The sequence below is a fragment of the Paenibacillus sp. FSL R5-0341 genome (assembly GCF_037975235.1).
Lineage (GTDB): Bacteria > Bacillota > Bacilli > Paenibacillales > Paenibacillaceae > Paenibacillus > Paenibacillus amylolyticus_A.
This window is the reverse complement of the sequence record NZ_CP150241.1, coordinates 1426142-1438699: the sequence shown is the minus strand read 5'-3', so window position 1 is coordinate 1438699 and position 12558 is coordinate 1426142. Positions and strand designations below refer to the sequence as shown.

Here is a 12558-nt window from a genome sequence, read left to right as displayed (position 1 = left end):
TCAATATGTCACTTCTACATGTCATCACTCAACTTTTAATACCCACTTCGCGATATCATCGATAATGGCTTTGGAGACATTAGATGGCTCAGCGTACTCTTGGCCAATCGAAAGTCCATCATAGCTGGATAACAGATGATTTACCTTTGGATAGCTGTTGTACGTTACATTGGAATGACCTTGAAGAGCCGATTTCCAGTTTTCGAATTGATTCATAGACACTTGCACATCATTTTCACCCTGTACAATAAGCATGGGGATATTTTGTGTTTTAGCCAGTTCCGCAGGTACATAATCTTTCTGCTCAAACCACCAATAAGCAGGTTGAAGTGGAAACGCTTCAGGAAGATGATCTTTAGAATATTTAGGATCTTTAACGATCGCAGCCACATTTTTATAAAAATCAGCTTGCCCTTGAATGATCTCCGTGTCTAAACCAAGCTGCTTCATCCGATCGACCAATTCGTCCTGCTGCTCGGTAAGCACATCCACAAAGCTACTACTTGGTGCAGCAAGTAGAATACTTCCTGCAATATCATGTTGTTTATCCTCAGCAAGGATTAACGGTAATGCAAACCCGCCTTGACTATGTCCAGCTACAAAAATCGCTGTAGAATCAATATGTGTATTCTTTTTAAGCAATTCCACTGCATCGGTTACCTGATCTACGCTCTCTTGTTTTAATGTAAATTTGGGCTGAGAAGCGACCTTATAGGTATGCTCATATGTGACCTTATCGTATCTTAATACAGCAACTCCTTGTGAAGCTAAACCTACCGCAAGATCGCGAAATGGCTTTGCACCACCAATGGCAGCATCTTGATTGCTAGGCCCAGATCCGTGTACCAGAATGACAACCGGGAAAGGCCCCTCTCCCTTGGGCAAAGTTAATCTCCCTGGCAAAGCCAAATCACCCTGACCAACGGTAATATCTTGCTCTGTATAAGCAGATGGATCGTCATAGCTTGGTTTTTGATAAACATCTGGTGTAGCGGCAGCAATATACAAGTCATCCACAAGTCCGTTATCATTCATTCTGACTGTAATATTTAAACGAGTAAGCGCTGTCTTAAAAGTGTAAGTGACATTGCGATGCACTGTGTTATTTTCTACGTGTTTAGCTATGGCTTTACTTGTAATTTTGCCATTTTGTCCTTCTAAAGCTCCCCATAGCTGACTCAACAACGTGGGTGACAACACGCCACTCACTGAGGTATGAACATACTTGGCAGCCTCCTTGCCATCACCCTCACTTATAAGTGAAATGAATATGTCCTCAGGTGCTGCCTTCAGCGTCTCCGTAAGAAATTCCCTCTCCATAAAGGTAACTCCTTTCGTTAACTGAACAGGATTGTTTAAGGCTATGACCTGCCCATTTACAATCGCCTGTTTCTCTCCTACCTTAAGTACAATCATAAGCTCATTTTTTCGTATTGTAATTTCACCTGTTTTTTTCTGCCACAATACCTCTGCCCCATTCTTTTCTGCAATCTCACGAATAGGAACTAGATTTTCACTACCAGCGGGTTTCTCACCAGCTGCTGAGATGGCTGTCACCGGCAGGATGAGACATACGAAAGTAAGAGAAAGTAATAGCTTTTTCCAATGGTTCATCATAATAAATCCTCCTAATTCTTTTTATGATATGCATAGATCTATGAGCATTTATTGGCTCAGGACTATACTTATAACAACAATAGCAATGATGAATAACAACAGGACCCAAGACAACGGACGAGCGAAGTTGATGGTCCAGCCTATTCCATAACGTTTTTCTACCGTAAAAGAAGGATCATTGGCATTGAAGTAAATGAAACCAAATTTCCAATAATCATCGTCATTCACAGGCTGCTCCTTGGAACGTTCGCGATCTTCCTGATGATTCCGAATCTTCCCACCGCCTTGTCTGCCTGTAAGAGACAGCAATACAGCGCCTAACACGATCAATACAGGAATGATAAGGCTAATAGCAGTTAACAAGACCAAATTAGGGACGAACATATTGATCTGAATGAAGGCAAATAAAATGGTAAGAAGTAACCCCGTTATGATCGTAAATAGGGACCATTTACGGCGGAATTGAATATTATCAGCAGCAAATTTGGCCGGATTAGACGTAGTAAGCTGTTGTTTGCTTGTTTTGATACTCCAGTTCACCAGCATCATAAGTGCAATGATGCCTAGCTGTACCAGATTAATAGCCAGTACCGAGAGGTAGGTTTTAGGCACACTGGAAGTGACATTGCCCTGAAAATCATATTTCATTGGAATGACGTTAGGTAATGCCTTATAATTCAGGATCGAAATGATCCCAATGGCTACAATAATAGCAATATGAATGAGAAACCAATAGTTGGAATAGGTGAGCTTATTTTGGCGGAAGGTGGTATCGATTTTAACCCGCTGAGGTGCTTCTACAGTTGTAAGTATTCCCTTTATTTTTTTCATCTTGAAATGAAATAAGAGGTGTAGTGCTGACCAGTACACAATGAATATCATTGTGCAAACACCGGTGATTATTGCGGTTGACTCTTCATTAGCAGATCGAAGTAAATACAGACAGACAAGAATAACCATCCCGTTTCCGATCAGACTTACTGTAGCAAACGTACTGCGTAGCTTACGTAAGATGGGTGTGTGGTAATTATATTCACTTACCGTAACCCCAAAGCTAATGGTTTCCCTTGTCAAATAAGGTGTAAAGGATAGAAGTAAGGCTAATGGAGCAAAGATTAAGATGATAGGTAATATACTAAATAGTTGCATACATAACACACTCCCTTTATTCTCTGTTGTGACCCCTCTTTACATCATCATACATTTGCTCTAATACCGCAGTTAGCTCCTCTTTGGTCATTCCACGACATATCGCTTCGGCAATAATCGGTCTTAATTCGCTTTGCTGCTTTTTCAAAAATTCATCCGTTAATTCAGGCATTCCATCAGGGTTTACCACAACTCCCTTTTGTCTATGTACAAGAATGTATCCATCTTGCTTGAGTAGTGTATACGCCTTGTTGACCGTGTGAAGGTTAACACCAATATCTGCTGCCAAATTCCGAACCGAAGGTAGCGCCTCACCTAGCTGTAACTCACCACTAGCAATGCCTTCGATAATTTGATATACAAGTTGCGAATAGATGGGAAGTTCGGATTGCATATCCAGTTGAATAATCAAGGGTTCACCTTCTTTTTGTTATCTGTTATATATCAAGTATAACAGGTATAACATAAGTGAGCAATAAGGTTGAAAATAAAAAAAAACGCATATCCATCGCGAGGGCAAGTTACCTGACCCTTCACCATGGATATGCGGCTTATCCTGTTGAGCTTATCGATGTGATTCAAGAGCAAACATTAGTAGTGGCACATGACAGCGTTGTATTTCAATTTCATTTAAGTTTCAGTCTTATCTTCAACAATCCGGTAATGGATTCTGCGAACTATAATTTTCAGGATCATATATAGCGGAATAACGATGATCATACCCAGAATATTTCCCAGATCGGCACCTACGAGCAAAAGAATAACGGTAGTCAGTGGATGAATATCAAGCTGCTTGCCGTAGACGTAAGGTGAGATCAGGTTATCCTGAATTTGCTGTGCGATCACAATAATAACCAGTGACCAGATCGCCATCGAAGGTGATTCGATAAACGCGACAATGACAACCGGGATAGCCGCCAGCAAAGCCCCCACATAAGGGATAAAATTCAGAATAATTGATACCACAGTTAGTAGCAATGCATAGGGTAAACCTAAGATGAGAAAACCGATGTACATCAGAATCCCCAGGGCTACATTAACGATAACCCGACCAACGATATAGTTGCTTAGTGCTTCATCGATCTCATGGACGGTTTCTTCCCCATCCTTCCGATAATGTCTCGGCAACAAAAAGGTGAGATTCGTTCCAAATTTGCTGCCTTCCTTAAGCATGTAATACAACATGATCGGGAACGTTGCCAAAATAATAACCAGATTGGATACCACAGAGAATAACCCGGAGACATAATCGGTTACCTGAGTGATCCCTTGGCTCAGAATATCGGAAAGTCGTGAGAATAGATTGGAATCATCAGGCAGATATCTGGAAACAAAATTACTCTTTTCAAGTGCATTCAACTGATCGCTGAGCGAAGTAACCAACGCTGGAGCATTCTCCACAAAATTCATCAGTTGCTCTCTCAATGAAGGCCAGACCAGCACACTGAAACCAGCAAGTATTAATGCAGTCACGACATAAATAATCAGAACTGACAATGCACGCTTGATCTTATGTCTTTCCATATAATCGACGAGCGGGCGCAACAGATAATAGAAAAAACCAGCAATCAGCAGCGGAATGATGATGATGTGAATCAGTGAGGTCAGGGGGCTGAAAATAAAGTTCACTTTATCCCCCAGATACACGATGAGCAGCAGCAGAATAATCGCTGTGCAGATGCGGTAGAACTTGTTGTTTATCAAGAAACGTGATCCCTCCATGCGCTGCGTTGCCAAAGTGACTGCGGCGTTGATATGTATATCTAGTCATTTACTTATGATACTAAGTACCCTTAAATGACAGTCATGCCACAGCCGATGCTGAATATACACTTTTTTTCTCCCAAAACAGCATTAGGGCAAAAAAAAGAAGCAGGCGTTAGCCTGCCACATCTCTTTTGCTGAATACAACCCAGGAAATCACCATGAAAATAACATAATACACTGCCAGGACTGCAATGGAGAAACCCAGTGTCATTCCTGCACTCGGACCACCCATAAGCGCAAACTCCGCCCCGGAAGTCATGTATTTGCTAAGATCCATGTTGTTAAATAAAACATACTTGGCCCACTCATAACGGTCCGGATTGAATATGAGTGAGAAGATACTTTGTGAGAACATAATGAACAGGGATAATCCAATCGCAAGTGCGCCTGAACGAAATACGGAGGACACCATGAAGGCAATCGCAAGCGTAATGAACAGATCGACGTACAGATATCCCCATAGCGTCAGCGCATTCGTAGCCGGACTACTGCTTCCTCCCGGAGCATCATGCGAGAAAAGGATATACGACGTTAGCATGGCCATCGCGATGACCAGCAATGTACTGACAATACTGAAGCCAATGACGGTCAGGTATTTGGAAGCGAGAACTTTGCTTCGTGACCATGGACGGATCAGCAATAGCTTAATGGTTCCCCAAGTAAATTCACCTGCGACCGATTCCGCTGCAATCACAACACAGAAGATCGTGTTCAAGAAAAACGTAATCTGGATGGTCGTCACAGCCGCTTCCCAGTACAAAACTTCATTGGACCCCATGCCTTCTCGCAGTAACACTGGCATTAACAGCGAGATCAGCGCCAGAATCGATAACATGATCCAGGTACGGGGACGACGGAATATTTTCATATTTTCATTCAATATCAGATTACCGAAACTACCCAATGCCTCCACCCCCAGTAACTTGCAAGAATTGTTCTTCCAGGGTATGAGTCACGTTACGAATACCATATACCTGAAACCCTTCGCTAACCAGCTTGGCATTGATATCCGGAATCTGCTCGCGAGACACCCGTGCCACCAGGACATTGCCCTGTACAGTAGCACCCTGAATCAGATCCGCAGCGCGGTCTGCATCATTCAGTTCAAAAGCAACTTCAATTAATGCATCCGAACCTGCTTCAGCCCGAAGGTTTCTTACATCAATCAACTTGCCATTCTGGATGATGGCTACGGTATCACACATCAGTTCCATCTCCGACAGCAAATGGCTGGATACGAAGACCGTGATGCCTTCCTCCTGGGTGAGCTGACGCAAATAATCTCTCAGTTCCCGTATGCCCTGTGGGTCCAGACCATTGGTCGGCTCATCCAGTACAAGCAGCTTCGGTTTATGTAATATCGCTTGCGCGACACCCAGACGCTGGCGCATACCCAGTGAGTAGGTTTTGACTTTATCGTGGATACGGGCTGTAAGCCCCACACGCTCAATCGTTTCCGCAATACGTTCTTTCGTAACTCCCGGCGACATGCGGGCAAAGTGAACGAGATTCTGGTATCCAGTCAGAAACTTGTACATTTCCGGATTTTCCACAATGGCTCCGACCTGCGCTACCGCCTGCTCAAACTCATTCTTCACACTGTGTCCCGAGATGAAAATATCACCTTTACTGATGGACATCAGTCCAACCATCATTCGAATCGTCGTTGTTTTTCCCGCGCCATTAGGTCCTAAAAAACCAAAAACCTGCCCCGGAGAAATATCCAGAGTCAGGTCGCTGACCAATGATCGGGAGGATATGATCTTGCTGACGCCCTGAATCCGGACGACCGGCTCCTGCTGCATTCAATCCCCTCCTTCATGGACGAGCACATAGCTCATGCCCGTTTCTCATATGCACATAGTGTATCATAATCTTTAGTATATTGTCCCGCAAACTGGGATTTCCCCTGACGTTTCACTTCAACTACACACGCTTCACAGCATCCAAGCGGCATTTCACTCCGGTAAAATCCGGTGCGAAATACGTGATTGCCTCCATAGCCCTCTTCTTTCATTTCGACAGAGCTTCTAGCGACCGACACAATCATCCCACAACTGACACAGTAAAAGCGGCCCGTTTCGATCAATGATATTCCTTCCCCTCACAAGGAGCTTAGAAGTCCCTGTTATTTGTCGTTAGACGCTGAAAATTGATACATTTTGTATCTACCTCGTAATTTACTTGACACCGGGACTAATGTCAAGGCTTTACAGCCATAAAAACAGGTAAAATACAAAAAAAGCTCCATAAATGCGACAAAAGTCTCGCATTTATGGAGCTTCGTGTTAGGTAAATGATACAATTCGGTGCAACGTATGGGTGAATATCATTATGACTTAATTTCAGTCTTTTTGACAATGATGCTTAATTATTCACTGTTGTTATCCTGCGAGGCCCCCTCATTCTTCTCATTCGGATAATACCAGAGTAAGGTCCACTCATCTCCATCCTCTACCAGATAACAGGTCTGCACAATATCGAATTGTCCAAAGGTACCTGAGTACTTCTGAGTAACTCTGATTTTGTAGGCTTCTGAGAATGGCTTCACACCATCCACCACTGTTACATCGAACTCGCGCTCCGGCTTCTCCATCTCCAGCTCAAAGGTTTCCACACCAAAATGCTGCATGAATATATGTGCTCTATTCTGTACATAAGCACTCTTTGGAAACCGCTCTTTCATCAAGGGATGAAACAGTTCCCACGAACTGCCGAAGTCACCCGTCTGCTCATATTTGTAGAACTCTTCGGCAACAGCCGCAGCTTCATCCGGTGTATCTGCCCGAAACAAATACGGAATGGTTCTACCGATCAACCATAGCAATATCAGTATGATCGCTATGAAACCGATCTTCTTGAGCAAAGCATTCCTGTTCCTTCTTCGCAGCATGTCCAGTCCTCCTTGTCCTCCATCCATATTTATGATGGATGGTAGACAAGTAGAAGCTGAACGATGCATCTAATTTCCTGGGAAATCACTCGCTTTGAATGGGAGTATGCTTTCTCTTTCTGATCCTGCGGATCAGAAACTGAAGCCCGGCATATGTAGCAATCCCACAGCAGCCACCGAGCAAGTCCACTCCAACATCACGTATCGAGCTTGTCCGGTCTGGGCTGAACTGCTGAATATACTCATCAATGGAGGCGATGATACACACTACAGCCAGAGCAGACACGATACAGGTCATGATGGATGTCCTCCTGTATCGCAGCCCGCCGTACACAAGCACGGCGAGCACAGCGTATACAAATAAGTGCGCACTCTTGCGAAAGATGAACTCTGCAAAATCGTACGGCCTCTGTTTCAGCGAATACTCATACTCCCCGTAGGTGAATTGCACATCTGGTAGCGTAAAACCGATTTGCAATTTTTGGGACCATTTATGCAGCCAAGGCTGAATGTCCTGCTGCTGAGAGGATTGCGTGGACATGGACCAAATGACCAGAATCCAGAGCACAATCAGCAGCAGAGCAATGAGAAATCCATACGTTCTTCGAACATGCTTTTGTCTCGTGCGCCCTGAACCCTCCTCCATCATATGATTCATCACCACTTTCATATCTCTTTCTTTATTCTAATGAACCAACATACATGCCTCTGCCATTCGTCCCTACATATACCCGACCATAGATTTGCCGGTCTGCCGCCATAATTTGCGGTTCATTGCCCAGCCCAATTCCAGCACCTAAAGGACCTATATTGTTCCAGGTTGCCCCCATATCATCAGAACGAAAGAATCCATTCACGTTATTTACGGTGCCATATACATAGACAGCTGGAACTAATTTACCTAGCTTCGCTTTACCAAAGGCAAATAATTTGGAATTCTGCACACCCTGGATCTTGGAAAATGTATTTCCCGAGTTCGTCGATGCATATAATCCATCGGTTCCCAGACTCACCCATACATTATTCGCCACCCCAGGTGCAGCCTCGACTTTAATGAAGCTTGTATTAATATCCGTATTAATAGGAAGGCGAACCGTATTCGCTTTGGACCAGTTGGCTCCTGCATCCGTAGACCGATACAGATAACCGGCAGCATACATATAAAATTTATATCCATTGATGCGATCGGCAGCCAGTGGATGATTATAGGCGAAGACCATATTCCCCCCAATAGCCTGAAATGGGGCACCATTCATATTTTGCCATGTTGCGCCACGGTTCGTGCTTCTGACCGGATTACCGGTCTGGGGGTAATAAACAATTACATTTGGATTGATGGCTGAATAGGCCACCCGCCCCAGTGTAGAGCCTGCCGGAACGTTTACCGGGGTTGCTGTAACTCCGTTATTGGAAGAGACAAATAAGCGTGTGGTCGTACCATACCAGTCACTGCTTCCCAGAAATATCATGTAATTCGGATTTGCCTCATGATAGTCAATACTCACAATTTCTCGCATACCTGCGAGCGGGATTTTATTAAGAGGAACATCGTCTACATTATTATGTCTAAATCCGACCTGATCCGTTAAACCACTAAAAAATGAAACACCCTGAGGTGGTGTGGATGCGGTGAGTGCGACAACTTCTTCATGACCATCGGTAATGGCTTCCCAAGTACTCGCAGTACTGCCAGTCAATCCATTGGTACCATTGATGTTTTCCGTCTTGTACACACCAAACCAGTCTGTAGCGTATACGGTGCCCGGGTTATGTGGATCGAACTTGATACTGGATGTCGCTGAGAAAAACATGTTGGGTGTCCACCAGGATGGTTTGGATACCAGCGTTTTGCTTACTGTTGTCCAACTCAGTCCGCCGTTTACCGAACGATACAGTGGCAGATTATCTCCGCCCGTTCGAACGGCTGCCAAGATATGATTATCGTTTTGGGGATCGATCGTGATCCCATAATAAGACGAGTAGCTGGAACTTGGCGTGATATTCGTCCACTGCACACCATTGAACTTATAGACGCCCTGATTATCAGTGGTAACATACAGCGTTCCGTTCTTTGCCACAGTCATACGCGCAGGATATTCAGGACTTCTCCCTGTAAGTTGCCAGGTGGTCTGCCCATTGCTTCTTGGTGCTTTGCTATACACACCAATGCCGCGAACCCCTGCATACACAACCTGGCCTTGCTTCGTTACGGGATTTAATCCATAGGCTACACTCCGTATACCCTCACCGGACAGCCCGCTCGGTACATCCCACACCTTGCTCCACGTTGCTGCACCGTCACTGGAGGTGTACAATCCATCATATCGCGTACCGACATGCAAGTAATTGGAGTTCGTTGGATTAACAGCGATGCTTTCACCCATGGCTCGATGGATATTTCCATTTGATTCATTCCGAAGATTCAGTCCGGTTCGAATCCAGGTTTCTCCTCGGTCTGTAGATTTCAGAATATCGCTTGGTCCCACATTGCCGTACTTCCCAGCCGCGATATACACGACATTGGGGTTTTGCTGATCCAGCGCAATGCCATCCACGCCGTACAGATTGCTATCCTCATCTCCGAAATGATCAAGTAGTGGAATCCAATCTCCTGAAGCTGCATCCAACCGGTAGGCTCCTCCAACGTCAGTTCGAGCGTAAACCAGATCAGGCTCAGTCGGATGAATGAGCACTCCCGTAACGTACCCCCCACCACCAATAGGTATATTTTTCCATTGATAGCTTTGAGCTGATTGAACAACGTTTGTACTTGCAGGTATCATGAGCATATACATTAGTAGCACAATCAGGGATAATTTCAATAGCCTGGAGATACGCATCTGGTTCACCGCCCTATCTGATCATTTTAAATGTTGTTCAATCATCTGATGTATCCTGTCTCGTTCCGATTGTTCCACGATATAATAATACACTCCGTCTATTTTCTTGCCCGTGCCTTTAATCTCAACAGATTCGATATGATCCAGCACCGGCCGGTAATTGGAGAACATCTGCTTCATTTCATCAAAGGTAACGTCGGTTCTCACATGAGCACTGACTTCGTCCAGCAACGTCTCCAGTTGCAACACGTTGGATACCTGAACTGTATTTTTCAACACCTGTTTGATAATCTCCCGCTGACGGTCATTGCGTCCGAGATCTCCCTTCGGATCATCATAACGCATTCGTGAAAATCCCAATGCTGCTGCGCCATCCAAATGGATATTCCCCTGCTCGAACCGATAGCCCTCATAGTCAAAAGCAAACGGGTTATTCACATCCACACCACCCACCATGTCGATGACCTGTGCAAAACCCTCCATATTCACTTTCATGTAGTAGTGTATGGGAACATCGAGCAATTGTTCCACTGTTTGCACAGACATGTTAACGCCACCAAAGGCATAGGCATGGTTAATCTTATCCTCCGTGCCATGTCCCACAATACTTGTTCTGGTATCCCGGGGGATGTTGAACATAAGTACGGATTGTTTCGCAGGGTTAACACTCAATACAATCATGGTGTCGGAGCGCCCCCGATCATTGGAGCGTTCATCTACACCCAGGATCAAAGCATTGAAAGGTTCTTCATTCTCCATGTCCACAGGGAAATCGCCCCCGCCCCTCTGGTCTACAATGGATACCTGCTTGATGGGTTCCCGGGGTTCATACATTTGATCCGCCGCTGATTTGACATGCAGATACAGATACACCGAATATCCAATCATGACAACTGCAATAAGGGAAATGGCACCTAATGTTATTTTGATCCCGCGTCTCATGTTATGGCCTCCGTCAGATGACTGCCGTTTTTCTTCCATCGATATTGGTTAGACCCGGACGACCGACGGAGTAGTATTGAAAGGACGTGTCTTTGATCTGTTCTTCTCCGTAGATGTTTCTTCCATCAATGAGAATGGGGTGATTCATATGCGCTGCCAAATCAGTTAGATTAACCTCCATGAACTCTTTCCACTCGGTCAGGACACAGAGCGCATCAGCGCCTTCCGCCGCTTTCATTGCACGATCTTCCCACGTAATGGATGGGGAATCCACCTCTTTGCGGAAGTTCTCGGTCGCGATAGGGTCATACGCCCGAATCACTGCTCCTTGCTCAAGCAAACGCTGTATAATCTCAATCGCCGGAGCATCACGAACATCATCGGTATCCGGCTTGAAGGCGAGTCCCCAGATCGCAATCTCCTTCCCTTCGAGTGAACCAAGTGCGTCTTCCAGTTTGCGAATGACGTTGAAGCGTTGATCCTTGTTCACTTCCACCACGGACTTCAGCAGTTTGAAGTCATAATCCACATTACCTGCAATTTGAATTAGAGCTTGTGTATCCTTGGGGAAACAGGAACCTCCGTAACCAATGCCTGCCTTGAGAAAGGAAGCACCGATTCGTCTGTCATATCCCATGCCTTCGGCAACGCGGCTGACATCTGCTCCTACTTTTTCACAGATGTTAGAGATTTCGTTGATAAACGAGATCTTGGTTGCCAGGAAAGCGTTGGATGCATATTTAATCATTTCGGCCGAGCGAATATCCGTAACAATAATCTGATCGGTTAATGGCTGATGCAGCTCTTTCAACGTGGCAACTGCCCGATCGCTATGTGTCCCAATGACTATCCGGTCAGGATACAGTGTGTCCTGCACAGCAGTGCCTTCCCGCAGGAACTCAGGTACCGATGCCATGTCGAACGGGTGACTCGTCAAACTACTGATCCATTCCTGAATGCGATCGTTCGTTCCGACAGGAACAGTGCTTTTAGTCATTATTATTTTATAATTATCCATATAAGAACCTATTTCTCGCGCGACAAGCTCAATAAAACTCAGATTCGCTTCGCCATTCGGCAGGGACGGCGTTCCGACCGCGATGATAATAATATCCGAACGACTGATGGCATCCTGAATGTTAGTGGTGAAGGACAGCCTTCCCGCTTTCATATTGGTATTCATGATGTCCTTGAGACCCGGTTCATAGATAGGTACGTGACCATCCGTCAACATATTCACTTTTTCAACATTGTTGTCGACACAGATCACGTTATTTCCCAGTTCCGAAAAACATACGCCCGATACCAAACCCACATAGCCTGTGCCAATCACCGTAATATTCATTCCAT

General features: G+C 44.9%; 13 protein-coding genes. 1 reads left to right on the top strand and 12 read right to left on the bottom strand.

Annotation, left to right across the window (positions count from 1 at the left end; translation table 11 throughout):
- Window positions 1-24 precede the first annotated feature (24 nt).
- Window positions 25-1617 carry a stalk domain-containing protein gene (locus tag MKX75_RS06345; RefSeq protein ID WP_339168927.1) on the bottom strand — a complete coding sequence of 531 codons (1593 nt, stop codon included), beginning with the start codon at window positions 1615-1617 and terminating at the stop codon, window positions 25-27.
- Between the two features lie 48 nt (window positions 1618-1665).
- Window positions 1666-2448 (bottom strand): DUF5808 domain-containing protein, encoded by a 783-nt coding sequence (locus MKX75_RS06340; protein ID WP_339168926.1) that lies wholly within the window; start codon window positions 2446-2448, stop codon window positions 1666-1668.
- A 40-nt stretch (window positions 2449-2488) separates the two neighbouring features.
- Here MKX75_RS06340 and MKX75_RS06335 point away from each other — a divergent pair, with 40 nt between their 5' ends.
- Window positions 2489-2644: a hypothetical protein gene (locus MKX75_RS06335; RefSeq protein ID WP_175623721.1), complete on the top strand. Its 156-nt coding sequence runs from the start codon at window positions 2489-2491 to the stop codon at window positions 2642-2644.
- A 138-nt stretch (window positions 2645-2782) separates the two neighbouring features.
- Here MKX75_RS06335 and MKX75_RS06330 read toward each other — a convergent pair whose 3' ends face one another.
- The 10 genes from MKX75_RS06330 to MKX75_RS06285 form a co-directional block, all read right to left on the bottom strand.
- On the bottom strand, window positions 2783-3178 hold the full coding sequence (locus tag MKX75_RS06330; protein ID WP_339168923.1) for a GntR family transcriptional regulator: 396 nt from the start codon (window positions 3176-3178) through the stop codon (window positions 2783-2785).
- Window positions 3179-3396: 218 nt separating this feature from the next.
- Window positions 3397-4470, bottom strand: a complete 1074-nt coding sequence (locus MKX75_RS06325; RefSeq protein ID WP_145146427.1) for an AI-2E family transporter — start codon at window positions 4468-4470, stop codon at window positions 3397-3399.
- Between the two features lie 175 nt (window positions 4471-4645).
- Window positions 4646-5437: a DUF2705 family protein gene (locus tag MKX75_RS06320; protein WP_339168921.1), complete on the bottom strand. Its 792-nt coding sequence runs from the start codon at window positions 5435-5437 to the stop codon at window positions 4646-4648.
- Complete coding sequence (locus tag MKX75_RS06315) at window positions 5430-6338, bottom strand: ABC transporter ATP-binding protein (protein WP_062833055.1); 909 nt, start codon at window positions 6336-6338, stop codon at window positions 5430-5432. The genes MKX75_RS06320 and MKX75_RS06315 overlap by 8 nt, the downstream gene beginning before the upstream one ends.
- Before the next feature lie 32 nt (window positions 6339-6370).
- Window positions 6371-6550, bottom strand: coding sequence for a hypothetical protein (locus tag MKX75_RS06310; protein ID WP_062833054.1), 180 nt, complete (start codon window positions 6548-6550; stop codon window positions 6371-6373).
- Between the two features lie 354 nt (window positions 6551-6904).
- Window positions 6905-7426: a hypothetical protein gene (locus tag MKX75_RS06305; protein WP_145146426.1), complete on the bottom strand. Its 522-nt coding sequence runs from the start codon at window positions 7424-7426 to the stop codon at window positions 6905-6907.
- An 85-nt stretch (window positions 7427-7511) separates the two neighbouring features.
- Window positions 7512-8075, bottom strand: a complete 564-nt coding sequence (locus tag MKX75_RS06300; protein ID WP_339168919.1) for a VanZ family protein — start codon at window positions 8073-8075, stop codon at window positions 7512-7514.
- A gap of 31 nt (window positions 8076-8106) precedes the next feature.
- A complete protein-coding gene (locus MKX75_RS06295; RefSeq protein ID WP_339168918.1) occupies window positions 8107-10275 on the bottom strand; it encodes a hypothetical protein in 2169 nt (722 codons plus the stop codon).
- A 12-nt stretch (window positions 10276-10287) separates the two neighbouring features.
- On the bottom strand, window positions 10288-11208 hold the full coding sequence (locus MKX75_RS06290) for an LCP family protein (protein ID WP_339168916.1): 921 nt from the start codon (window positions 11206-11208) through the stop codon (window positions 10288-10290).
- Window positions 11209-11221: 13 nt separating this feature from the next.
- Window positions 11222-12553 carry a UDP-glucose/GDP-mannose dehydrogenase family protein gene (locus tag MKX75_RS06285; RefSeq protein WP_339168914.1) on the bottom strand — a complete coding sequence of 444 codons (1332 nt, stop codon included), beginning with the start codon at window positions 12551-12553 and terminating at the stop codon, window positions 11222-11224.
- Window positions 12554-12558: the final 5 nt, after the last annotated feature.